The sequence below is a fragment of the Sanguibacter sp. HDW7 genome (genome assembly GCF_011300875.1).
Lineage (GTDB): Bacteria > Actinomycetota > Actinomycetes > Actinomycetales > Cellulomonadaceae > Flavimobilis.
The window spans coordinates 3,052,016-3,076,050 of the sequence record NZ_CP049862.1 but is presented as its reverse complement, the minus strand read 5'-3'; the positions used below and the strand labels follow the sequence as shown (position 1 = coordinate 3,076,050).

The window sequence follows — 24,035 nt, the reverse complement described above, 5'->3', positions numbered from 1 at the left end:
GGGCGCGAGATTGAAGGCTATGGCAGTAGCCTTCAATCTAGGGGTTCCTTGTTGAAGGCTCCGCGTATAGCCTTCAACAATGAGCGGCGGAGGTGAAGGATGACGGACGGTGGCTGGCCCGCGCTCGCGTACGAGGACCGCGACTGGGACATCAGCGCAGCCGAGGGGCACCTCGACGCGTTCCAGCGCCGACGCTTCGCCCGCCCCTACCGGGCCGCCGTCGTCCCTCACGTCGCGCGCAGCACCTACACCGCCGATCCGTCGACCGCCGAGCTCGAGGCCGCCGCGACCGCCGAGATCGTCCGCTTCGACGCCGAGATGGCCGCGCTGCCCACTCCGATGCCCGCGATCCTGCTGCGCACCGAGTCGGCGTCGTCGTCGCGTATCGAGAACCTCACCGCCGGGGCGCGCGCCGTCGCGCTCGCGGAGCTCGACGTGAGCTCGAGCCGCAACGCGCGGCTCGTCGCCGCCGGGACGCGCGCGATGCGCGCCGCGCTCGCGGACCTCGACGACGTCTCCGCGACGACGATCCTCACGGCCCACCGCCACCTGCTCGAGGAGGACGACCCCGAGATCGCGGGACGGTTCCGCACGACGCAGGTGTGGATCGGCGCGTCCTCGCTGTCCCCGCACGATGCCGACTACGTCGCCCCCCACGCCGAGCACGTGCCGGCGCTCGTCGCCGACCTCGTCGGGCTCGCTGCCCGACGCGACCTCGCGCCGCTCGCACACACCGCGCTCGTGCACGCCCAGCTCGAGACTATCCACCCCTTCGAGGACGGCAACGGACGCACAGGGCGCGCGCTCGTCCACACCATGCTCCGCGCGCGCGGGCTCGTGCGGCGGGCGTCGGTCCCCGTCTCCGCCGGGCTCCTGCACGACACTGTGGCGTACTTCGACGCGCTCGACGAGTACCGGCAGGGAAGGCCCGACGCGATCGTCGCCGCACTCTCCCACGCGACGTTCGGTGCCGCCGCCAACGGCAGGGTCCTCGCACGCGAGATCACCGAGATGAGGGAGGCCTGGCGCGACGCCCTCAGGGTCCGCGCCGACGCGGCCGCGTGGCGCCTCCTCGACCACGTCGTCGAGCACCCCGTCGTCGATGCCGCGCTCGTCGCTTCCGCGCTCGGCGTCACAGACCGAGGCGCCCGCAACGCGATCGACGCCCTCGAGGAAGCCGGCATCCTCACGAGGTTCAGCGCGGGACGCCGACGCATGTGGCAGGCCGCGGCGGTACTCACCGCGATGGACGACTTCGCACGGCGTGCGGGACGCAGATCCGCACCACGGTGAGCCAGCGGCCGGCCCGCTGACAGGGAGCGACGCAGGGAGCGCCCACCGGGTCGGCTGAGCCCCAGGGACCCGGCGGGCGCTGCTCAGTAGACGTCGCGCACGTAACGTCGCGCGGCCGTGAGGCGGCGGATGTACGCGGCGGCGTCGTCGGGCGACATGCGCCCGTGGGTCGCGACGATCTCGCACAGCGTCGCGTCGACGTCGCGCGCCATGCGCCCTGCGTCGCCGCACACGAGGAACGACGCGCCGTCCTCGAGCCACGACCACAGGCGGGCGCCGTGCTCGCGCATGCGGTCCTGCACGTAGACCTTCGCGCGCTGGTCGCGCGAGAACGCCGTGTCGAGGCGTGCGAGCGTGCCGTCGGCGAGCATCTGCCGCAGCCGGTCGGCGTGGTAGAAGTCGGTCGCCTCGTGCTGCTCGCCGAAGAACAGCCAGCTCGCGCCCGTGTGCCCCGCGGCCCGGCGCTCGTCGAGGAAACCGAGGAACGGCGCGACGCCCGTGCCGGGACCCACCATGATCGCCCGCGCGTCGGGCGCGGGCGGCCGGAAGTGCGAGGTCGGCTGGACGTGCACGGGGACGCGCGTGCCGGGCTGGGCGTCGGCGAGGAACGTCGAGCACAGGCCGCCGCGCGCCGCGCCCGCGGGCGACGTGTAGCGCACGACAGACATCGTCAGCTCGATCCGGTCGGGCCGCACGAGTGGCGTCGACGAGATCGAGTACTGGCGGGGCGCGAGCGGCCGCAGGGTCGCGAGGACGTCGGCCGCGGGCAGGTGCGGGGCGAGCTCCGCGAGGACGTCGACGGGCTGTCGGCACCACGTCCACCGCGCGAGGTCGGCGCGGTTGTCGCGGCGCAGCAGGCGCGCCAGCCCGGCGTCGCCCGAGCGCTCGGCGACGAGCGCGAGCAGGTCCGACGTCGTGCGCGTGAGGTCCACGGACCGCGTGAGCGCGTCGCCGAGGACGACGTCGGTTCCGCCCAGCGTCACCGTCGCGGCCGGGTCCCAGCCCGTGACGTCGAACCACTCCGCGACGAGCGCCGCCGCGTTCGTCGGGTGGACGGCGAGCGCGTCACCCGCGCGGTACGTCACCTCGCGCTCGGAGCCGGACACGTCGAGGACGACGTGCCGCACCTCCTTCGCGCTGCCCGGGCCCGAGAGCAGGCGGGCCTCGACGAGCTCGGCGAGGCCCGGTGCGCGACGGGTCGCGACGGGCGGCCCGTCGGGGGCGGCGGGCTCGCGCGAGGTCGCGGAGGCGGTGCCCGACGCGTCCGTGCCCGACGGCTCCCCGGCGGCGACGCCGGGCGCGGAACCGTCAGGCGAGGAGACGTCAGGCACGGACCCGTCGGCCGGGCCGCCGTCCGCCGAGCCGCCGGCCGCGCCCGCACCCCCGGACGCGAGCGCGGCCGTGAGCCCTACGAGCCACTCCTCGACGCGCTCGTCGTCCCCGGCCTCCGTGTCGGCGCGTGCGACGAGACGGTGCGCGCCGAGCTCGGCGAGCCGGTGGTCGAGGCGCCGGCCGTGCCCGCAGAACCGCTCGAAGGACGCGTCGCCGAGCGCGAGCACCGCGAAGCGCGTCCCGTCGAGGCGTCGCGCGGCCGGGTCGACGAGGGCCTCCCAGAAGTCGACGCCGTCGTCGGGTGCCTCGCCGTCGCCGAACGTGCTCGTCACGACGACGAGGTCGGCGTCGCGCGGCAGGTCGGCGGGGCTCGTCGTGCCGGTGCCGCGGACGAGCGGCGTGCGGCCCTGCGCGGTGAGGTGCGCGGCGACGCGGCCCGCGAGGTCTTCTGCGGTGCCCGTCTGGGAGGACCACAGGACGAGCGTCGTGCGCGTCGCGGGCCGCGCGTCGGCGGCGCGCGAGAAGACGCCCGCGAGCATGCCGTCGACCCAGACGGCCTGCTCGGGGGTGAGGGGTGCCGACGGCGGGAGGACGGGCGTGCCGGGGGTCGCGGCGTCGGTTCCGAGGCCCGCGAGGAAGCCTGCCAGGTAGCGGCGGCCGTCGTCGTCGAGCGTGGGCGGCGCGGTGAGCTCGCCGAGCCCGAGCGCAGCCCCGATCCCGACGAGCGCGTCGGGCACCGACGGCGCCGACGGAGGCGCCGCGACCGGTGCCGCGACGATCGTGAGCGCGACCGCGCACACCTTGAGCTCCGGCTGGAACGACAGCGGGTCGACGGCGTCGTTCGTCACGGCGTTGATCGCGAGGTCCGGCCCCGCGAGGTCGTTCCAGTGGATCGGCGCGAACACGCACCCCGGCGGCACACGGTCCGTCACCGTCGCGGGCAGCACGGCCCGGCCGCGCCGCGAGACGACCTCGACCTGGTCGCCCGCGCGCACGCCGAGCCGTGCGGCATCCTCCGGGTGGATCTCGCAGAACGGTGCGGGCGCGAGCCGGTTGAGCTTCGCGACCTTGCCGGTCTTCGTCATCGTGTGCCACTGGTGCTGCACGCGGCCCGTCGTGAGGACGAACGGGAAGTCGTCGTCGGGCAGCTCCGCGGCCGGGACGTGCGGCCGCGCCCACAGGCGCGCGCGGCCCGACGCCGTCGGGAAGCGCAGCCGCGGTCGCGTGCCGTCCGCGTGGACGAGGGCGGGGGAGTGGACGCCGTCGTTGAGGTAGCGCACGGGGTTGCGGCGCGGGCCGTCGGGCGCCGCGGGCCACTGGACGGGGCCCTCGCGCAGGCGCGCGTGCGAGAGCCCGCGCAGGTCGTAGCCCGTCGCCGGGTTGGAGAACTGCCGGATCTCCTCGAAGACCTCCTCGGCGGACGCGTGGTCGAAGCCGTCGTGCCCCAGCGCGCGTGCGACGCGCGCGACGAGCAGCCAGTCGGGCAGCGCGTCGCCCGGCGCGGGCACGGCCGCGCGCGCGAGGGTGACGTTGCGCTCCGAGCTCACCAGGACGCCGTCGGACTCCGCCCACGTCGCGGCGGGCAGGACGACGTCCGCGTGGCGCGTCGTGTCCGTGTCCGCGAACGCGTCCTGGACGACGACGAGCTCCGCGGCCGCGAGCCCCCGCAGGACCGTGTCGCGGTTGCCCATCGACGCGACGGGGTTCGTGCAGATGATCCACACGGCCCGGATGTCGCCCGTCGCGAGGCGCTCGAACATCTCGACGGTGCCGCGGCCCGACGACTCCGCGCGGAGCGTCCCGGGCGCGAGCCCCCACACGTCCTCGACGAACGCACGGTCCTCCGCGACGAGCGCGGACCGCTGCCCCGGGAGGCCCGGCCCCATGTAGCCCATCTCGCGCCCGCCCATCGCGTTGGGCTGCCCCGTGAGGGAGAAGGGGCCCGCGCCCGGCCGGCAGATCGCACCAGTGAGGAGGTGGAGGTTGACGAGCGCGTTCGTCGACCATGTGCCGTGGACGGACTGGTTGAGGCCCATCGTCCAGCACGACACCCAGCGGCCGCCCGCCGCGACGATGAGGTCGGCGACCTCCCGCAGCTGCGCCGCGGGCACGCCCGTGATCCGCTCGACCTCCTCGGGCGGGTAGTCGGCGAGCATCGGGCGGAGCTCGTCCCAGCCCTCGGTGTGCTCGGCGACGAACGCCTCGTCGACGCCGCCGGCCGCGGCGACGAGGTGCGCGAGTCCGTCGAGCAGCGCGATGTCCGTGCCGGGCCGCACCTGCAGGTGGACGTCGGCCTTCGCGGCGGTCGCGGTGCGGCGGGGGTCGACGACGACGAGCCGCGCGCCCGCGCGCACGCGGTCGAGCATCCGCAGGAAGAGGATGGGGTGGCAGTCGGCCATGTTCGCGCCGACGACGACGAAGAGGTCGGCCTCGTCGAGGTCGTCGTACGAGCCGGGCGGGCCGTCGGCGCCGAGCGAGAGCTTGTAGCCGGTGCCCGCGCTCGCCATGCACAGGCGCGAGTTCGACTCGATCCAGCGGGTGCGCAGCGCCGCCTTCGCGAGCTTGTTCGCGAGGTACTGGGCCTCGATGCTCATCTGTCCCGAGACGTAGAGCGCGACCGCGTCGGGTCCGTGCTCGGCGACGATCCGCGCGAGCCGGCCCGCGACGAGGTCGATCGTCGCGTCGAGCGGCGCGGGCACGAGCTCGGCGTCGCGCTCGGTGCGCACGAGCGCGGTGCTCGCGCGTCCGCCCGCGGCGAGGAGGTCGACGGTCGTCGCGCCCTTCGTGCACAGCCGGCCCCGGTTGGCGGGGTGCTCGGCGTCGCCGCGCGACGCGGTCGCGGTGCACGAGCCGTCGTCGTGCGTCGTGACGTCGAGGACGATCCCGCAGCCGACACCGCAGTAGCCGCACACCGTCCGCACCGCCGCCGTGCCGGGCGTGCGGGTGGCCGGCCCGTGCGCGTCACCCGGGGCCCCGCGCGCGAGGTCCGCGCGGACCGCGGCGCTCGCGGGCGGGCCCCCGGGAGCCGTCGGCGGCGCCGTCACTCAGACGCCCGCCGCGCCGAGGGCGGAGCCGGGCCGCGCGTACACGGCCCACGTGAGCGTCGCGAGCAGCGCGTAGACGCCGACGACGGCCCACAGTGCGGCCTCGATCCCGCCCGTCGCGGCGGTCGACGCCGCGAAGCCGCGCGGCACGAGGAAGCCGCCGAACGCGCCGACCGCTCCGGCGATGCCGAGGCAGCCGGCCGCGACCCGCGCCCGGTGGGCGCGGTCGGCGTCGTCGGTCGCGCCGTGGCGGAAGACCGCAGGGATCATGCGGTAGACGGAGCCGTTGCCCGCGCCGGTCGCGACGAACAGGACGAGGAAGCTGCCGACGAACCCGACGAACGACCCGGCGCGCAGTGCGAGGATCGCGCCGACGACGGCCGTCGCCATGGCGCCGAAAGCGACGAGCGTGACGCGTGCGCCGCCGACGCGGTCCGCGAGCGAGCCGCCGAGCGGCCGCGCGACAGCGCCGACGAGCGCGCCGAGGAACGCGACCGACACGCTGACCTCGGGGAACGTGGCCTTGAGGAGCGTCGGGAAGACGCTCGAGAACCCGATGAACGAGCCGAACGTGCCGAGGTACACGGCCGAGACGAGCCACGTGTGGCGGCGCGTCGCGGCGACCGCGTAGGCGCGCACGTCGGAGCGCGCGCCCGTGAGGTTGTCCATCGAGCGCCACGCGAGCACGACGGCGCCGAGGACGAGCGGGACGACGAGCAGTGCCGCGCGCTCGAGCCGCACGCCCGCCGCCGTGACGACGACGAGCGGCACGACGAGCTGCACGGCGGCCGTCCCGAGGTTGCCGCCCGCGGCATTGAGGCCGAGCGCCCGGCCCTTGGCGGCCTCGGGGTAGAAGAACGAGATGTTCGCCATCGAGCTCGCGAAGTTGCCCCCGCCGACGCCTGCGAGGGCCGCGACGGCGACGAGCACGCCGAACGGCGTCGTCGGGTCCTGCACGACGAGCGCGAGCGCGACGAGCGGCACGAGCAGCAGGAGGGCGGAGATGATCGTCCAGCGCTGCCCGCCGAGCACGGGCACGGCGAACGTGTAGGGGATGCGCAGGGTCGCGCCGACGAGGCTCGGCACGGCGATGAGCCAGAACATCTGGTCGACCGTGAGGTCGAAGCCCGCGGCGGGCAGCAGGGGCACGACGACGCTCCACAGGGCCCAGACGACGAAGCCGAGGAACTCCGCGCAGACGGAGGCGACGAGGTTGCGGCGGGCGATCGTGCGCCCGACGGCACGCCACTGCGCGGTGTTCTCGGGGTCCCAGCCGTCGAGGCGTCGGCCGGGGCGACGGGTGACGCCGGCGCCGAGCGGGACGCCGGCGGGCGCGGCTACGGGTGGTGCGGTCGTCAGCTGCTCGTGGGTCATCGGGGCCTCCGCGGTCGACGTGGGCATCTGGTGCTCCGACGCTAGGGAGGCGATGTTTCGGTGCGGGGTCCGGGTCTGTTGCGCCGAGGCAACCTTTCCCGCACGGCGGATCCCGCGGCGGTGTGAGATCGCTCTCGCCCAGGCGGTCCGGGATGTCGGGCCTGTGCTCCTGATGCGGCGCGAACATGGCCATCGCCACAGCCGAGGAGGGTCGGGCAGCGGTCAGCGGTTGGTAAACTTGGCCCAGTTCCTCGGCCAGGGCGGCCCCGTGTCGCGCCCCGGGGTGCCGACCGCCTCCCCGCCCCCTGAAGGACGGACACGGACGTGCCGCAGCTGCTCATCGCCCACCTCGCGATGGCGCTTGCTGCGCCCGCGCTCGTCGCGCGCCTCGGCCGGAAGGCCTTCCTCGTCCTCGCGCTCGCGCCGGCCTCCGCGGCCGTCTACGCGCTGTCGTGGACGGACCGCGTCATGCGGGGCGAGCACCCGGTGAGCGTCACGCCGTGGATCGACGCGCTCGGCCTCGACCTCGCGTTCCGCATGGACACCCTCTCGTGGTTCCTCCTGCTCATCTCGGGCGGCGTCGGCGCGATCGTCCTCGTGTACTGCTCGGCGTACTTCTCGTCGAACGCGCAGGGCATGGGCCGGTTCGCGGCGGTGCTCACGGCGTTCGCGGGCGCGATGGTCGGGCTGGTCACGGCCGACGACATGCTGCTGCTCTTCGTGTTCTGGGAGCTGACGACGGTCTTCTCCTACCTGCTCATCGGCCACTACGCGGACCGCAAGTCCTCGCGTCGTGCCGCGATGCAGGCGATCGTCGTGACGACGTTCGGCGGGCTCGCGATGCTCGGTGGCATCGTCGTCCTCGGCGAGACCGCGGGCACCTACCTGCTCTCGGAGATCCTTGCGGCGCCGCCGGCGGGCACGGCGGTGACGGTCGCGGTCGTCCTCATGCTCGTCGGCGCGGTGACGAAGTCGGCGCTGCTGCCGTTCCACTTCTGGCTCCCGGGCGCCATGGCCGCCCCGACGCCCGTCTCGGCGTATCTCCACGCCGCAGCGATGGTCAAGGCCGGCGTCTACCTCGTCGCGCGCCTCGCGCCGGGCTTCTCGGACCTCGACGCGTGGCGCGTCGTCGTCCTCGTCCTCGGCGCAGGGACGCTCGTGCTCGGCGGGTACCGGGCGTTGCGCCAGAACGACCTCAAGCTCGTCCTCGCGTTCGGGACCGTCTCCCAGCTGGGGCTCATCATCCTGCTCGTCGGCCTCGGCTCGCGTGCCGCGGCGCTCGCGGGTCTCGCGATGATCGGCGCGCACGCGATGTTCAAGGCCGCGCTGTTCCTCGTCACGGGCGTCGTCGACGCGGCGACCGGCACGCGAGACCTGCGCAGGCTCACGGGTGTCGGCAGGAAGCTCCCGCTCACGGCCGTCGCGGGCGGCCTCGCGATCGCTTCGATGATCGGCCTGCCGCCGCTCGCCGGCTACGTCGCGAAGGAGGCGGCGCTCGAGTCGCTCGTCCACGACGGCGTGCCCGGCACGGAGCCGTGGGTGTCCGCGGTCGTCCTCGGCGCGGTCGTCGTCGGCTCGATGCTGACGTTCGCGTACGGCCTGCGGTTCTGGTGGGGCGCGTTCGCGTCGAAGCCGCAGTGCCCGACGCCTCCCACGCGACCCGTGCGTGCGGGGGAGGAGCCCGCGCCCGAGGTCGACGTCGCGCAGATCGACCCGGCACAGATCCACGCCCAGCCGCGGCTGCTCGTGTGGCCGCCGTTCGCGCTCTCCGTCCTCGGCCTCGGCGCGGCCCTCGTGCCGCACCTCGGTGAGCAGCTGCTCGCGCCGCACGCCGCGCTCTACCCGACGGGCGACCCGGGACACCTCACCATGTGGGGCGGGTTCGGGCCAGCCTTGTGGCTCACGCTCGCGGTCGTCGCCGTCGGTGTCGTGCTGTTCCTCGTGCGGGAACGCGTCGAGGCCGCGCAGGCGCGCGTCCCGCACGTGCCCGAGGCCGAGCGCGTCTACCGCCGCCTCATGCGCCGCCTCGACGACCTGGCGGCCGACGTCACCGCCGTGACGCAGCGTGGTTCGCTGCCCCTCTACCTCGGCATCATCCTCGGAACGCTCGTCCTCGCCGTCGGCGGCGTCCTCCTCGCCGCAGGGTCGTGGCCCGAGCGCATCGTGCTCGCGTCGGGGGCCCCGCAGGTGCTCGTCGCGGGCGTCGTCGCGGTCGCCGCGCTCCTCGCGGCCCGTGCGCGCAGGCGGCTCAAGGCCGTCCTGCTCGTCGGCGTCACGGGCTACGGCACCGCGGTGCTCTTCATGCTTCACGGCGCTCCGGACCTCGCTCTCACGCAGGTGCTCGTCGAGACGATCACGCTCGTCGTCTTCGTCCTCGTCCTGCGGCGCCTGCCCGCGTACTTCTCCGACCGGCCGCTCGCCGGCTCGCGCTGGATCCGGCTCGTGCTCGGCGCGGCCGTCGGTGTGACCGTCGCGGCGCTCGCGCTCACCGTGCCGGGCGCGCGCATCCACGAGCCCGTGTCGGTCGACTTCCCCGAGGAGGTCTACGTCTACGGCGGCGGGAAGAACATCGTCAACGTCGTCCTCGTCGACACGCGCGCCTGGGACACCATGGGCGAGATCTCGGTGCTGCTCGTCGCCGCGACGGGCGTCGCGAGCCTGGTCTTCCTGCGTCGCCGCAGCGGCGAGATCCTCCGTGCGCCGACCGCGTCGAGCCTCGTCGGGGCGCTTGCGCCGCAGCAGGTCGACGAGGCCATCGGGCAGCTGCCGACGGTTCCGCAGCTGCGCGGCACCGCGCCGTCCGCGCTCCTCGAGCGCGCCGCCCGCGCGGGTGTGTGGCTCCGCGGCGGGCGCACGGTTGCGCCCCAGCGGCGCTCGGTCGTCTTCGAGGTCGCGACGCGCCTGCTCTTCCACTCGATGATCGTCTTCGCCGTGTTCCTGCTGTTCTCGGGGCACAACGCGCCCGGCGGCGGCTTCGCGGCCGGGCTCGTCACGGGTATCGCGATCATCATCAGGTACCTCGCGGCGGGCCGCTACGAGCTTGGCGAGGCCGCTCCCATCCACCCGGGCCTCCTGCTCGGCACGGGACTCTTCCTCTCCGTGGGCGTCGGTCTCGTCCCCGTGCTGTTCGGCGGGGAGCCCCTGCAGAGCTTCATCGTCCAGGCCGACCTGCCGCTGCTCGGGCACGTCAAGCTCGTGACGTCCCTGTTCTTCGACATCGGCGTGTTCCTCGTCGTCATCGGGCTCGTCCTCGACATCCTGCGCTCGCTCGGTGCGGAGATCGACCGTCAGGCCGACACGACCCCGCGCGACGCGGACGGCACGTACGGCGCGGCTGCCGTCGTCGCCGACGCGCGTGCGGCCCGCGCCGCGCTCGACGCCGCGGGGATCCGGCCCGTGACGACCGACGGAGGCGACCGATGATCGACACGACCCCCTCGCTCGCCCTCGTCGTCGTCATCGGCGTGCTCGTCGCGGCGGGCGTGTACCTGCTGCTCGAGCGTTCGCTGTCGCGCGTCATGCTCGGCGTGCTGATGCTCGGCAACGGCGTGAACCTGCTCTTCATGGTCGCGTCGGGGCGGCCCGGCAAGGCGCCGATCATCGGCTCGGCAGACCCGTCGGAGATGAGCGACCCGCTGCCGCAGGCCATGGTCCTCACGGCGATCGTCATCGCGCTGGGCATGGTCGGCTTCGTCATGTCGATGGCGTACCGCTCGTGGCAGCTCCACGGTCACGACGAGGTGCAGGACGACCTCGAGGACCGACGCGTCGCCCGCAAGGCCGCCACGAACGCGCCGGCCTACCACGACTCCGACTCGGAGGACTCGGGCGAGACCCTCGACGAGGACGCTGCCGAGACCCGCGACGAGACGATCCACGACGACGAGGAGACGGCGGAGATCGTGACGGCCGCGCCCGACGCCCCAGCGCCCGGTGCCTCCGGCACGTCCCCGCGGACGGAGGGTGACGCATGATCAACGCCCTCGTCCCGCTGCCCGTCATGCTGCCGCTCTTCGGCGCGGGTCTCGCGCTCGCGCTGTGGAAGCACACGCGCGCGCAGCGCATCATCACCGTCGTCGTCCTCGCGGCGATGCTCGCGGTCGGGGTCGGCCTCGTCATCGGGGCGGACTCGGGCCCGGTCGTCGTCGACGTGGGCGGCTGGGCGGCGCCCGTCGGCATCGTGCTCGTCGCGGACCGGCTCTCGGCGCTCATGGTGACGGTGTCCTCGCTCGTCCTGCTGTGCGTCTTCCTCTACTCGCTCGGGCAGGGCATCGCGGACGGCGACGACGAGGCTCCCGTCGCGATCTACCACCCGACGTACCTCGTGCTTGCGGCCGGCGTCTCGAACGCGTTCCTCACGGGTGACCTCTTCAACCTCTACGTGGGCTTCGAGATCCTCCTCGCGGCGTCGTACGTGCTGCTGACGCTCGGCGGCACGGGATCGCGCATCCGTGCGGGGACGATCTACGTCGTCGTCTCGCTCGTGTCCTCGGCGATCTTCCTCGTGGCGCTCGCGATGATCTACGCGGCGACGGGCACGGTGAACCTCGCGCAGCTCGCGGAGCGGCTCCCGGAGATCGACTCGACGACGCGGCTCGTCCTCGAGATCCTGCTGCTGATCGCGTTCGGCATCAAGGCGGCGATCTTCCCGCTGTCGGCGTGGCTGCCGGACTCCTACCCGACGGCGCCTGCGCCCGTCACGGCGGTGTTCGCGGGGCTGCTCACGAAGGTCGGCATCTACGCGATCATCCGCACGCAGACCCTTCTGTTCCCCGACGACCGGACGGACTCGGTGCTGCTCGTCGCGGCGCTGCTCACGATGATCGTGGGGATCCTCGGCGCGGTCGCCCAGGACGACATCAAGCGTCTGCTGTCGTTCACGCTCGTGAGCCACATCGGGTACATGGTCTTCGGCATCGCGCTGTCCTCGCAGACGGGACTCACGGCGACGGTCTTCTACGTCGTGCACCACATCACGGTGCAGACGACGTTGTTCCTCGTCGTCGGGCTCATGGAACGCATCGGCGGGACGACGTCGCTCGCACGGCTCGGCGGCCTCGCGAAGATCGCGCCGCTGCTCGCGATCGCGTTCTTCGTCCCCGCGATGAACCTTGCGGGGATCCCGCCGCTGTCGGGCTTCCTCGGCAAGGTGGGGCTGCTCCAGGGCGGTGTGCAGCTGGGGACGCCGCTCGGGTACACGCTCGTCGCGGGCGGCATCATCACGTCGCTGCTCACGCTGTACGCGATCGTCAAGGCGTGGAACAAGGCGTTCTGGCAGACGCCGCCGCAGGAGATCCGGCCGCAGCGGCTGCCCTCGGGCATGCTCGGTGCGACGTTCGCGCTCGTGGCGTTCGGCCTGTCGCTGACGTTCGCGGCGGGGCCGCTGTTCGACTACGCGGGGCGGGCCGCAGAGACGTTGCGCGCGCGCACGCCGTACATCGACGCGGTGCTCGGGGCGGACGGCCGCGGTGTCGGCACGTCGAGCGACCTCGTGCCGGGCGACGGGTCGGTGCTGCCGTCCGTCGCTCCGGAGGACGACGAGACGCCCGTGCCGACGGCGACCCCGTCACCGACCTCGACGGGGGTGCAGCCATGAGTCTTCATGCGCGTCGGCGCGGCCTGCTTGTCCAGTGGCCGACGATCCTGTGGCTCGCGCTCGTCTGGGTCCTCCTGTGGGGCGAGCTCACGTGGGCGAACGTCCTCGGCGGGCTGGGCGTGGGTGTCGTCGTGACGCTCGTGTTCCCGCTGCCTGCGATGGGCTTCTCGATCAAGGTGCGGCCGTGGCACATGCTGCGCCTGGCCTGGTACTTCCTCTCGTCGCTCGTCCAGGCGTCGTTCCAGGTCGCGTGGCAGGCGCTGTCGCCGCGGTCGCACGTGCACGGGGCCGTCGTCGGCGTGCGCCTGCGGAATCCTGCGGACCTCTACCTCACGGTAACGGCCGAGCTCTCGACGCTCGTGCCGGGGACGCTCGTCGTGGAGGCGCAGCGCATCACGGGCATGCTGTACCTCCACGTGCTCGACCTGGCGGCGTCGGGCGGCGAGGACGCGGTGCGTGACGACGTGCTCGAGCTCGAGGAGCGCGTGCTCTACGCGCTCGCGTCCGACGAGGAGCTCGTGCGCGCGGGGCTGCGGGTCCCGGGGCGTCGTGGACGCTCGGGCACGGCGTCGGGCGCCTCGGGCGCGGCTGCTCCCGACGTGCTCCCGGCCCGCGCCGCCCGGACGAAGGACGGCGACGAACCTGCCCCGCCCGCCCCCGCCGACCCGACCGAGGAGGACGCGTGAACCCCTACGTCGTCGCCGTCTCGGCGGCCATGCTGTTCGTGGGCGCCGTGCTCGCGGTGGTGCGCGTCGAGCGCGGCCCGTCGATGCTCGACCGGACGATCGCCCTCGACGTCCTCACGGCGACGCTCGTCGCGGTCATCGCGCTCGAGGCCGCGTGGAACCGTCGGACGGACACGCTGCCGATCCTCGTCGTGCTCTCGATGGTGGGCTTCGTGGGCTCGGTGACGATCGCGCGCTTCGCGGCGGCCGAGAAGGACGACGACCGTCGCATCAAGACGCGTGCCGAGGCCGAGGCCGAGGACGCGCAGCGGCGCCTCGTCGAGGAAGCCGAGGACCGCGCGACGGAGCGGGTCGCGGAGCTCGACTCGGAGCCTGACGACACGACGCACCGAGGGGAGGCCCGCTGATGCTCGACACGGTGCTCGACGTGCTCTCGGCGATCTTCATGCTCGCCGGAGCCTTCCTCTCGTTCGCGGCCGGGGTGGGCGTGCTGCGCTTCCCGGACCTGCTCGCGCGCATGCACGCGGCGACGAAGCCGCAGGTGCTGGGGCTCATCCTCGTGCTCATCGGTCTCGAGCTGCAGCTGCGGACGTGGCGGGTCGCCCTCGTCATCGTGCTCGTCATCCTCTTCCAGATGCTCACGGCCCCCGTGTCTGCGCACATGGTGGGCCGGGCGGGGTACCGGACGGGCAAGGTGCGCACGGACCTGCTCGTCATGGACGAGCTCACGGCCGACGTCCAGGAGGCCGCGCTCGCGGCCGACCGTGCGGGTGTCGCACGGCTCGCGGCGGAGCTCGTCGACGACGCGGTCCACCGCGCGCACGACGAGGAGCACCCGGAGGAGCGCGCATCCGGACCGGACGACTCGCCCTCCCCGGCTCGCTAGCCGCGCCGGCCCGCGGTCACCGTCATCGACGCGGCGGCACGACCTCGTCGAGCCAGGCGACGACGCGCTCGAGATACCGGCTGCGCGCCGGCTCGGGGGAGAGCGCCAGGTCGTGCGCGCCGCCCGGGACCTGCTCGTACACGACGTCCTCGCCGAGGCCCGGCGCGAGCGCGGCGGTGTGCTCGACCGCGAGCACGGAGTCGGTCGTGAGGACGTCCGGGTGGTCGTGGACGTGGTCCCCGGTCGCGTCGGACGTCAGCACGAGCACGGGGCACGTGATGTCGAGGCCGCGGGCGACGCGCGCGTGCGCGCGGCGCACGGACGCGATCCAGCGCGCCCGGACGGGGAAGCCCTCGATCGGCTTCCACGCGAGGTCGTAGTCCCACTCGCCGCCCGTGCTCGCGTGGAGCGCGCGCCCGTAGTGCGGCGCGAGGCTCCCGACGACCATGCGCGGCGCAACCTTCGCGAGGACGCGCAGACCCTGCGTGCCGACGGTCCGCATGAGCGCGGTGTCGTTGAGCTCGAGCCACGGGCTGTTGAGGACGAGCGCGTCGATCCGCCCGGGACGGGCGTTCGCCCACAGCGACGCGACGAGCCCGCCGGTCGAGTGGCCGAGCAGCGCGATGCGGGCGTGCTGCTCGTCGTCCCGCACCACGGCGAGAGCCGCGTCGAGGTCCTCGGCGTGGACGGCGAGGTCGTCGACGATGTTGGCCGTCTGCCCGGGCCGCAGCGACCGTCCGTAGCGACGCAGGTCGACCGCGTAGAAGTCCCAGCCCGCCGTGGCGAGGGCGTCGCCGACGTGCGCCTGGAATAAGTAGTCGACGAACCCGTGGACGTACAGCACCGCGCGGTCGTGCCGTGGCCCGCGCGTGAGGCGCACGAGCGTGACGTCCACGGGTCCCTCGTCGTCGGACCCCAGGTGCAGCGTGCGCTGCTCCCATCCCTCCCCGAGGATGTCAGGGGACCAGGTGCCGGCAGGACGAGGTGCGGGCGTGCCCGTAGGGAAGAACGTCATGCTCGATCATTGCACCGCGGGCCTGCGGGGACGAGAGGAACTTCCGCGCGGTGCAGGGTGGTGCTGCAAAGTTGAGCGGAATAGACTCAAGTCTGACGGGGTTGCTCTGACGAGACCCACCCCGACCCGAGAGGAGACCCCATGGAGTCCAGCTTCACCACCGCGTCGCAGCAGGCGATCGGTGACGCCATCCGCGCCGCCGGAGCCGCCGGCAACCCGCAGATCGAACCCCTCCACCTCCTCGGCGCCCTTCTCGAGCAGCCCGACGGGCTCGCCGTCGCCCTGCTCGGCGCCGCGCACGTCGATGTCAAGGACGTCGGCCGTCGCACCCGCACGGCCCTCGTCGCGCTTCCGTCGTCGCAGGGCGGCTCCGTCTCGGAGCCCACCGCGTCCCGCGCCCTCGGCAACGTCCTCGAGGCCGCGAAGAAGGAGTCGGCCGCGCACGGCGACGACTACATCTCCGCCGAGCTCCTCCTCCTCGCCCTCGCGACCGTCGACTCCCCGGCGGCCTCCGCACTGCGCGAGTCCGGCGCGACGACCGACGCGCTCCGCGCCGCGCTGCCCGCCGTCCGCGGCACGGGCCCCGTGACGTCCGCCAACCCCGAGGGCACGTGCAAGACGCTCGAGAAGTACGGCATCGACCTCACCCAGCAGGCCCGCGACGGCCGCCTCGACCCGGTCATCGGCCGCGACTCCGAGATCCGCCGCGTCGTCCAGGTCCTCTCTCGCCGCACCAAGAACAACCCCGTGCTCATCGGCGAGCCCGGCGTCGGCAAGACCGCCGTCGTCGAGGGTCTCGCCCAGCGCATCGTCGCGGGCGACGTGCCCACGTCCCTCCAGGGCAAGCGGCTCGTCGCGCTCGACATCGCCGCGATGGTCGCGGGCGCCAAGTACCGCGGCGAGTTCGAGGAGCGCCTCAAGGCGGTCCTCCAGGAGATCAAGGACTCCGACGGCGAGGTCGTCACCTTCATCGACGAGCTCCACACGGTCGTCGGTGCGGGCGGCGGCTCCGAGGGCGCGATGGACGCGGGCAACATGCTCAAGCCCATGCTCGCCCGCGGCGAGCTGCGCCTCGTCGGCGCGACGACGCTCGACGAGTATCGCGAGCACGTCGAGAAGGACCCTGCGCTCGAGCGTCGCTTCCAGCAGGTCTTCGTCGGCGAGCCGTCCGTCGAGGACACCGTCGCGATCCTCCGCGGCCTGAAGTCCCGGTACGAGGCCCATCACGGCGTGACGATCTCCGACGGCGCGCTCGTCGCTGCCGCGCGTCTCTCCAACCGCTACATCACGGGCCGCCAGCTGCCCGACAAGGCGATCGACCTCGTCGACGAGGCGGCGAGCCGCCTCCGCATGGAGATGGACTCCTCGCCCGTCGAGATCGACACGCTCCAGCGCGTCGTCCGGCGCCTCGACGCGGAGATCCTCGCGCTCAAGGAGTCGGGCGCGGACGAGGACCTCGAGCGCGCGCACGAGCTCGCCGCGCAGCGGGCCGACCGCCAGGAGGAGCTCAGCGCGCTCACCGCTCGCTGGGAGGCCGAGAAGGGCGGCGTCAACCGCGTCGGCGACCTCAAGAAGCGCCTCGCCGAGAAGGAGGCCGCCGCGCAGCGTGCTGAGAACGAGGGCGACCTCGCAACCTTCGGACGGCTCAGCTACGGCGAGATCCCGGCGATCGAGAAGGAGATCGCCGAGCTCGAGGCCGCCGAGCAGGCGCAGGCCGCGGCCGGTTCCGACGACGCCGAGCGCCCGCAGCGCCTCGTCGGCGAGAAGGTCGACGCGGCCGAGATCGCCGAGGTCGTGGCCGCGTGGACCGGCATCCCCGCCGGCCGCCTGCTCCAGGGCGAGGGCGAGAAGCTCCTCAGCATGGAGCAGACCATCGGTGCGCGGCTCATCGGCCAGACGCGCGCCGTCGCCGCCGTCTCCGACGCGGTCCGCCGCGCCCGCGCAGGCATCTCCGACCCCGATCGTCCGACCGGCTCCTTCCTCTTCCTCGGCCCCACGGGCGTCGGCAAGACGGAGCTCGCGAAGTCCCTCGCGGACTTCCTCTTCGACGACGAGCACGCCATGGTGCGCATCGACATGTCCGAGTACGGCGAGAAGCACTCTGTCGCACGCCTCGTCGGTGCCCCGCCCGGCTACGTCGGTTACGAGGAGGGCGGTCAGCTCACGGAGGCCGTGCGCAGGCGCCCGTACTCCGTCGTCCTGCTCGACGAGGTCGAGAAGGCGCACCCGGAGGTCTTCGACCTCCTCCTGCAGGTGCTCGACGACGGCCGGCTCACCGACGGGCAGGGACGGACGGTCGACTTCCGCAACGTCATCCTCGTCATGACGTCGAACCTCGGCTCGCACGCGCTCGTCGACCCGACGGTCTCGGACGACGCCAAGCACGAGGTCGTCATGGCGGCCGTGCGGGGGCACTTCAAGCCGGAGTTCCTCAACCGGCTCGACGACGTCGTGGTGTTCGAACCGCTGAGCGTCGACGAGCTCGGGCGGATCGTCGACATCCAGGTGCGGTCGCTCGCCGACCGGCTCACGGAGCGGCGCATCGGCCTCGAGGTGACGGACGCGGCCCGCGAGTGGCTCGCGCTCGAGGGCTTCGACCCTGCCTACGGGGCGCGCCCGCTGCGCCGGCTCGTGCAGCGGGAGATCGGTGACCGGCTCGCTCGCCTCGTCCTTGCGGGCGAGGTCGCGGACGGCGACACGGTGACCGTCGACCGCGACGACGCCGCGGACGGTCTCACCCTCCGCACGGCCTGACACCCGCACGGGCACGACGAAGCCCCCGTCCTCCCTGCTGAAGGAGGACGGGGGCTTCGACGTGGGTGGTACGGGCCGCCGGGCCGGGGAGCACCGGCGGACCGCACCGGTCAGTGGGTCATGCTCACTTGAGACCGGACGAGATCGCCGAGACGAGCTCGCCGTTCGTCGTGTCACCGTCGAGCGACCAGAAGAACGTGCCAGCAAGGCTCTGCTGCTTCGTCCAGTCCATCTTGGTCTTGATCGTGGCGGGGGTGTCGTAGCTCCACCACTGACCGTTGCAGAACGCGTAGGCCGTGCCGGCGATGGTGCCGTTCGACGGGCAGGCCGTCTTGAGGACCTTGTAGTCCTCGTTGCCCGCCTCGTACGTGCCCGGAGCCGCGCCCGTGGCGGTGCCGCCCGGAGCTGCCTGCGTCACGCCCGCCCAGCCGCGGCCGTAGAAGCCGACGCCCAGGAGGATCTTGTTCGCGGGGATGCCGATGCTCTTGAGCTTGGCGATCGCCGTGGACGAGTCGAAGCCGTTGACCGGCATGCCCGGGTAGGACGTCAGCGGGGAGTGCGGGGCCGTCGGGCCCTTGGCTGCCCACGTGCCGAAGTAGTCGTACGTCATCGGCATGATGAAGTCGAGCGACTTCGCGCCCTCGGCGTAGTTGGCGGCGTCGATCTTGCCACCGGTCGTGCCGTCGGCCGAGATCGCCGAGGTGACGAGGTCGTTGCCGAACTGCTTGCGGAGGGCCTTGAGGATGCGCGGGTAGGACTCGGAACCGGACGTGTCGCACGTGAGGCCACAGGCGTTCGGGTACTCCCAGTCGATGTCGATGCCGTCGAAGACGTCAGCCCAGCGCGGGTCCTCGACGAGGTCGTGGCACGACTTCGCGAAGGCGGCGGCGGAGGCGTCGGAGGCCGCAGCCTGGCCGAAGCCGCCCGACCAGGTCCAGCCACCCATCGACCACAGCACCTTGATGTGCGGGTACTTGGCCTTGAGCTGGCGGAGCTGGTTGAAGTTGCCGCGGAGCGCCTGGTCCCACGTGTCAGCCTTGCCGTTGACGGCCTGGTCGGCCGTGTAGGCCTTCTCGTAGTCCGCGTAGGAGTCGCCGATGACGCACCTGCCGTTGGCGACGTTGCCGAACGCGTAGAGGATGTGCGTCATCTTCGCTGCCGAGCCGGACGTGTCGATGTTCTTCACGTGGTAGTTGCGGCCGTAGACGCCCCACTGCGTGAAGTAGCCGACGACCTTCTTGTCACCGGTCGCGGGCGGGGTGGTCTCCGTCGGCGTGGTCGGCTCGTCCGTCGGCTCGTCCGTCGGGGTGTCCGTCGTCGGGTTGTCGGTCGGCTCCGTCGTCGGCGTGGTGCCCGACTGCAGGCGCCAGACGCCCCAGTCGCCGCCCTGGCCCGGGGTGTCGCCCTGGGTCCACCAGCCGGCCTTGTAGACCTTGCCCTGGTACGTCACGAGCGAGCCGCCCGCGTACGCGACCGAGGCGCTCCACGCCGGGGCGTTGCCGGGCTCGGTCGGGGTGTCGGTCGTCGGGGTGTCCGTCGTGGGCTCGTCCGTCGGCTCGGCCGTCGGCGTGTCCGTCGTCGGGTTGTCCGTGGGCTCGACGGTCGGCTCGGTCGTGCCGCCGTCGCAGGCGCCGAGGTCACGCCACACGCCCCACTGGCCACCGTCGCCGGGCGTGTCGCCCTGGGTCCACCAGCCGGCACGGTACTGACGGCCGTTGTGCGAGACGGTTGCGCCGCTCTGGTACGTCGCGGACGCCGACCACTTCGTGGCCGTGCAGGTGCCCGGCTCGGTCGGGGGCGTCGTCTCGGTGGGAGGCGTCGTCTCGACCGGCGGGGTCGTCGTCGTGCCGCCGACGTTGATGTCGACGCAGTTGTAGAACGCCATCGCGGTGTTGGAGACGTTCCAGCGCGCGAGGATCGTGTGCTTGCCCGAGGGCAGGTTCGTCAGCGTGTGCTTCGTGGTCGCCGAGGGCTGCGCGCCCTTCGAGTCGAACGTCTGGTGGAGCTTGCCGTCGACGAAGTACTCCCAGAGGGAGGTGTTGTGGGCAGCGGTGAGCTTCCACTGGACGTCGAGGCTCGAGCCGACGTTCTTCACGGGCCACGGCTTGGAGTTGTCGTCGAGGACGGAGAAGGCAGCGTTGCCGCCAGAGCAGAGCATGGAGCCCTTGGGGGCCTCGACGCTCTGAGGCTCGTACTTGACGTCACCACAGTCGAACGACGTCGCGCCGTTGGCGCAGTTGTCCTGGCGGCTCGGGGGGTTCGTCACCCAGCCGTGTGCCTCCGCCGCGGGCGCGGTGATCGCCGGAACGATCCCCACGAGCCCGAGCGCGGCAACAGCTGCCACGATCCGGAATCTCTTCATCGGGACTCATCTTTCTTGGGAGGGCGGCCGACGGGGGGTGCGGCCGTCCCGGGACAGGTCACGTGGAGGTGCAGGGGGCGCCGCCACTGTCCTGAGACGTTAGTCACGGGCGTGGTGTCCCGTGATGAGGTACTTCCACATCCCTTGCCCGGACGCGAGACGCCCGGTACGGGTTTTCCCGTACCGGGCGTCCGGCCCTGTGAGGCTGGTGCCTTCGGCAGCGCTCAGTCCTCGTGCGCGCGCACCGCGAGCTCGACGCGCGTCGTCACCCCGAGCTTGCGGAAGGCCCGCCCGAGGTACACCTCGACCGTGCGGACGGAGAGGTAGAGCGACTCGGCGATCTCGCGGTTCGAGGCACCCTGCGCGACGAGCTGGGCGACCTCGAGCTCACGCTCCGTGAGGAAGGTGCGCCAGCGAGCGATGCCCCGTGGCACCCCCGCGGCGGGTGAGGCCGGCGACACGGCCGACGGGGCCGGGCCGGGCGGCGGCGCGAGGATCGCGGTCGTGAGGGTCGAGAGCCGCTGCCGGGCGGCGTCGGCCGTTCGTCGCGCGCCGGCGAGGTCGAGCAGCTCGGCCGCGGCGAGGACGTGCGTGTGCGCGCGGTGCGGCTCGCCGGAGCGGGCGAACGCCCGGCCGACGGACAGCTCGACCATCGCGACGTCCCAGTCGGTCGCCCCGCGGAGGTCGGCGACGCCCGTGCGGCCGTCGGGCCCGACCATCGTGAGTCCGGTGAGCGCGACCTGCGAGCGGTCCGCGAGGATGCGTGAGGCCGGGCCGGTGCCGGCGGCGAGCGCGTCGGGGAGGCTGTGGTCGGCGCGACCTGTCTCGGCCCACGCCTCGGCGGGGGCGAGGCCGGGCAGGACGAGGTCGTGCGCGGGTCCCGCCGCCCGACGGCGCTGCTCCGCAGCGAGCTCGAGGAGCGCCGCGGCCTCGGCCGCGGCACCCTCGGCGAAGGACGCGAGCGCCCGGTCCTCGAGCGCCGCGATGCGCAGGAGCGCCGACGACGGGACGGGGTGCCGGGCGACAGCGCCGACGATGCCCCGGGGCGCGGCCGCGCCCAGCGCGACGAGCCGCCCGGCGAGCGCGGTCGCGAGCGACCCGAGGACGAGCGGGACGGGCAGAGCGCGGGCGTGCTCGTCGACGAGGTCCGCCGCGAGGTCGAACCGGGCCTCGAGGACGTCGAGCAGCGCCTGCGCGACGCGGACGTGGGACTGCGCGAGCGGCGACGGGCGCGGCTGCGGGTCGGTGCGCCAGATGTGCTCCTGGACGGGCTCGAGCATCGACGTCGCAAAGGTCTGCAGCGTGTACCGGGCGTCCTCGGCGGACCCCGTGAGGGCCTCGCGCAGGGCGTCGTCGGTCGCGCGCAGCGCGGCCTCGTCCGCGGGGCACAGGTGGGTCGCGGCGAGCGGGGCGATGCCCCAGTCGGTCGTCCGCTCGGTGCGCTGCGCGATGAGCCGCAGGGCGTGCCCGGCGAGGACGTCGACGTCGATCGTCGGGTGCGCGGCGCGGCGCAGGTGGTGGACGGCGTCGTGGACGAGGCCCGCGCCGAGCGCGGCGGCGCCTGCGACGGCGTGCCCGTAGGGCTCGGCGGCGTCGACGCCCTGGCTGAGGGCCTCCCGGGCGACGCGGACGGCGTGCAGGCAGTCGCCGCGCGCGAGGAGCTGCTCGGCGATCCGCAGGAGCCCCTCGGCGTGCGTGCCGTCGCCCGCGAGCGTGCCGAGGCTCCGGTGCCAGTCGGCCGCGAGCATGTCGGACGCGGCGAGCGCGCTCGCGAGGGAGAGGTGCGCGTCGGTGCGTTCGGCGAGCGTGGCCCGCGCATGGACGAGGGCGCGCACGCCGGGCTCGAGGATGCGGCAGCGGCCGCCCGCGAGGTTGAGGAGCGCGGCGGCCGGCCACGACGCGATCGTCGCGGCGTCCGTGCCGGCGGCACGGACGAGCACGTCGGTGCGATCGACGACGGCGACGGCTGAGATGAGCAGGAAACGGTGCTCGACCGCGGAGAGGTCGATGAGGCGAGCCCCGACGAGCCGCTCGGTCGCGGGCGGCACGGGCATGGGGTCGGGCAGGAGGCTCGTACCGCCGAGCTGCTCGGCCGTCAGCGACGGCACGGTCTGCAGGAGCGCGGACGGGTTGCCCGACGACGTGCGTACGAGGCTCGCGACGACGTGGGGCGCGGCGACGACGTCGTGCTCGGCGAGCACGAGGAGCGCGTCGGACGCGGACAGCACCGGCACCCGACGCTCGACGAGCGGGTGCGGGAGGGGCGAGGCGTCGGCGACGGGACCGGACGTGCGTGTCGCGAGCAGCACCCACGGCGTCCCGGGACGTGTCGCTGCGTCGAGGAGGAAGGAGCGGACTCCGAGGGCGAGGTGGTCGAGGTCGTCCGCGAGGATGAGCAGGCGGGCGCCGTCGTCGGCCTGGAGCGCCCGTTCGTCGATCTCGGTGAGCGTGCGCGGCACGATGACACGGCGGAGCCGCGTGCCGTCGGCCGCGGACGCGTGGGTGAGGGCCTCGGCGACGACATCGAGGAGGGTCGAGCGACCCGAGCCGGGGTCGCCCGTCCAGACGACGCCGCCGTGACCGCGGGAGAGGGCGGCCGCAGCGACACGGATCTCCGCGTCGTGCTGTGCCAGACGAACGGCGCCGCTCGCCGCGTGCGTCTCGGGTGCTGTGCTCCGATAACCGAGCACGGAGGAATTGTCCACGATGCCTCCACGTCCGTGACCTGCGAAGGAACCTCGTCGTCCCTGTCGAGGACACCTTGGCAGGACATCGTCGTCTTCGCACCTCGGGACCGGTGTGCGAACGCACGGACGCCCGCCCCGGGGGAAGGCGGGCGTCCGCGGGACTGTGGCGTCAGACGCGCAGGAACGTGGGGTTCGACTGCCAGATGTCGCGCACCTTGATGCTCTTGCCGGGGCGTGGCGCATCGATCTGCTTGCCGTTGCCGACGTAGATCGCGACGTGGCCGCGGGTCCAGATGAGGTCTCCGGGACGGGCGTTCTTGCGTGCGACGACCTTGCCGGAGCCGCGCTGGGCGGACGACGACCGCGGGAGCTTCGCGACGCCGGCCTTCTTGTAGACGTAGCTCGTGAAGCCGGAGCAGTCGAAGCCGCGGGGCGTCGTGCCGCCGTAGCGGTACGGGGTGCCGATGTAGCGCTTCGCGGTGCGGACGATGAGCTCGCCCTCGGAGCGGACCCGGACCTTCGTCGTGCGCTTGGCGGACGACGCGTCGGTGGAGGCTGCGGGCAGGAACTTCAGCGTGATCGTGTGCTTGCCGACCTTGAGGCTCTTCGGCAGGCGGTAGCTGAGGTTGAGGCGGCCGTCGTCGTTGCGGTCGGACGCGGTGAGGGTGCGCAGGAGCTTCTTGCCGTCGTAGACCTTCACGCGGCCGTCGACCGGCTCGTCGGCGTTGCGCAGGCGGATCGACAGCTTGGAGCCCTTGCGGCCCTCGTAGGTCGTGGTGGCGGAGCGCGTGACGCTGAGCCGCGTGCTGTTGTCCGCGGAGGCGCTCTGAGCGGCTGGTTCGGCGTGGGCCGTGGCGGTGCCGACGGCGGGGACGAGCCCGATCCCGAGGGTTGCGACGAGGGTCGCGACGGTCCGGCGGGCGCTGCGTGAGCGGGTGGGGGTGGACGTGGACGGGCCGCCTGAGGGCGCGGTCCCGTGCACGACGTCCGTCGTGCGGGGAGTCAT

The 24,035-nt window shown here is 73.3% G+C and carries 14 protein-coding genes; 8 read left to right on the top strand and 6 right to left on the bottom strand.

Going from position 1 to position 24,035, the window contains the following annotated elements; genetic code table 11:
• The first annotated feature begins 99 nt into the window (after positions 1-99).
• Positions 100-1,293 carry a Fic family protein gene (locus G7063_RS13860; RefSeq protein WP_166414913.1) on the top strand — a complete coding sequence of 398 codons (1,194 nt, stop codon included), beginning with the start codon at positions 100-102 and terminating at the stop codon, positions 1,291-1,293.
• Between the two features lie 83 nt (positions 1,294-1,376).
• On the opposite strand, the gene G7063_RS13855 is transcribed toward G7063_RS13860, so the two are convergent.
• Positions 1,377-5,669, bottom strand: coding sequence for a bifunctional nitrate reductase/sulfite reductase flavoprotein subunit alpha (locus G7063_RS13855; protein WP_240916108.1), 4,293 nt, complete (start codon positions 5,667-5,669; stop codon positions 1,377-1,379).
• Positions 5,670-7,070 (bottom strand): MFS transporter, encoded by a 1,401-nt coding sequence (locus tag G7063_RS13850; RefSeq protein WP_240916107.1) that lies wholly within the window; start codon positions 7,068-7,070, stop codon positions 5,670-5,672.
• Between the two features lie 327 nt (positions 7,071-7,397).
• On the opposite strand from G7063_RS13850, the gene G7063_RS13845 reads away from it, so the two are divergent.
• The 6 genes from G7063_RS13845 to mnhG are packed head-to-tail and all read left to right on the top strand — an operon-like array spanning position 7,398 to position 14,211.
• Positions 7,398-10,466 carry a Na+/H+ antiporter subunit A gene (locus G7063_RS13845; protein WP_370520746.1) on the top strand — a complete coding sequence of 1,023 codons (3,069 nt, stop codon included), beginning with the start codon at positions 7,398-7,400 and terminating at the stop codon, positions 10,464-10,466.
• Positions 10,463-11,017, top strand: a complete 555-nt coding sequence (locus G7063_RS13840; protein ID WP_166414911.1) for a Na(+)/H(+) antiporter subunit C — start codon at positions 10,463-10,465, stop codon at positions 11,015-11,017. Before G7063_RS13845 ends, G7063_RS13840 begins: the two co-directional genes overlap by 4 nt.
• Positions 11,014-12,639 carry a Na+/H+ antiporter subunit D gene (locus tag G7063_RS13835; protein WP_166414910.1) on the top strand — a complete coding sequence of 542 codons (1,626 nt, stop codon included), beginning with the start codon at positions 11,014-11,016 and terminating at the stop codon, positions 12,637-12,639. The genes G7063_RS13840 and G7063_RS13835 overlap by 4 nt, the downstream gene beginning before the upstream one ends.
• Positions 12,636-13,325, top strand: a complete 690-nt coding sequence (locus G7063_RS13830) for a Na+/H+ antiporter subunit E (RefSeq protein ID WP_166414909.1) — start codon at positions 12,636-12,638, stop codon at positions 13,323-13,325. The genes G7063_RS13835 and G7063_RS13830 overlap by 4 nt, the downstream gene beginning before the upstream one ends.
• Positions 13,322-13,732 (top strand): monovalent cation/H+ antiporter complex subunit F, encoded by a 411-nt coding sequence (locus tag G7063_RS13825; protein ID WP_240916106.1) that lies wholly within the window; start codon positions 13,322-13,324, stop codon positions 13,730-13,732. Before G7063_RS13830 ends, G7063_RS13825 begins: the two co-directional genes overlap by 4 nt.
• The gene (gene mnhG, locus G7063_RS13820; RefSeq protein WP_166414908.1) at positions 13,732-14,211 is read left to right on the top strand and encodes a monovalent cation/H(+) antiporter subunit G; all 480 of its coding nucleotides are present in this window, start codon (positions 13,732-13,734) and stop codon (positions 14,209-14,211) included. The genes G7063_RS13825 and mnhG overlap by 1 nt, the downstream gene beginning before the upstream one ends.
• A gap of 22 nt (positions 14,212-14,233) precedes the next feature.
• On the opposite strand, the gene G7063_RS13815 is transcribed toward mnhG, so the two are convergent.
• A complete protein-coding gene (locus tag G7063_RS13815; RefSeq protein ID WP_166414907.1) occupies positions 14,234-15,226 on the bottom strand; it encodes an alpha/beta hydrolase in 993 nt (330 codons plus the stop codon).
• Positions 15,227-15,367: 141 nt separating this feature from the next.
• On the opposite strand from G7063_RS13815, the gene G7063_RS13810 reads away from it, so the two are divergent.
• Complete coding sequence (locus tag G7063_RS13810) at positions 15,368-17,980, top strand: ATP-dependent Clp protease ATP-binding subunit (protein ID WP_166414906.1); 2,613 nt, start codon at positions 15,368-15,370, stop codon at positions 17,978-17,980.
• 124 nt (positions 17,981-18,104) lie between these two features.
• On the opposite strand, the gene G7063_RS13805 is transcribed toward G7063_RS13810, so the two are convergent.
• The 3 genes from G7063_RS13805 to G7063_RS13795 form a co-directional block, all read right to left on the bottom strand.
• Positions 18,105-20,324, bottom strand: a complete 2,220-nt coding sequence (locus tag G7063_RS13805; RefSeq protein ID WP_206188160.1) for a glycosyl hydrolase family 18 protein — start codon at positions 20,322-20,324, stop codon at positions 18,105-18,107.
• Positions 20,325-20,566: 242 nt separating this feature from the next.
• On the bottom strand, positions 20,567-23,047 hold the full coding sequence (locus G7063_RS15455) for a LuxR C-terminal-related transcriptional regulator (RefSeq protein ID WP_304610651.1): 2,481 nt from the start codon (positions 23,045-23,047) through the stop codon (positions 20,567-20,569).
• A gap of 151 nt (positions 23,048-23,198) precedes the next feature.
• Positions 23,199-24,035, bottom strand: a complete 837-nt coding sequence (locus G7063_RS13795; RefSeq protein ID WP_166414904.1) for a C40 family peptidase — start codon at positions 24,033-24,035, stop codon at positions 23,199-23,201.

What these genes read in the sequence shown, in the direction of transcription:
- G7063_RS13860 (WP_166414913.1), top strand. Translation starts at nt 100, where the DNA reads ATGACGGACGGTGGCTGGCCCGCGCTCGCGTACGAGGACCGCGACTGG.
- G7063_RS13850 (WP_240916107.1), bottom strand. Translation starts at nt 7,070, where the DNA reads ATGCCCACGTCGACCGCGGAGGCCCCGATGACCCACGAGCAGCTGACG.
- G7063_RS13845 (WP_370520746.1), top strand. Translation starts at nt 7,398, where the DNA reads ATGGCGCTTGCTGCGCCCGCGCTCGTCGCGCGCCTCGGCCGGAAGGCC.
- G7063_RS13840 (WP_166414911.1), top strand. Translation starts at nt 10,463, where the DNA reads ATGATCGACACGACCCCCTCGCTCGCCCTCGTCGTCGTCATCGGCGTG.
- G7063_RS13835 (WP_166414910.1), top strand. Translation starts at nt 11,014, where the DNA reads ATGATCAACGCCCTCGTCCCGCTGCCCGTCATGCTGCCGCTCTTCGGC.
- G7063_RS13830 (WP_166414909.1), top strand. Translation starts at nt 12,636, where the DNA reads ATGAGTCTTCATGCGCGTCGGCGCGGCCTGCTTGTCCAGTGGCCGACG.
- mnhG (WP_166414908.1), top strand. Translation starts at nt 13,732, where the DNA reads ATGCTCGACACGGTGCTCGACGTGCTCTCGGCGATCTTCATGCTCGCC.
- G7063_RS13815 (WP_166414907.1), bottom strand. Translation starts at nt 15,226, where the DNA reads ATGACGTTCTTCCCTACGGGCACGCCCGCACCTCGTCCTGCCGGCACC.
- G7063_RS13810 (WP_166414906.1), top strand. Translation starts at nt 15,368, where the DNA reads ATGGAGTCCAGCTTCACCACCGCGTCGCAGCAGGCGATCGGTGACGCC.
- G7063_RS13795 (WP_166414904.1), bottom strand. Translation starts at nt 24,035, where the DNA reads ATGACTCCCCGCACGACGGACGTCGTGCACGGGACCGCGCCCTCAGGC.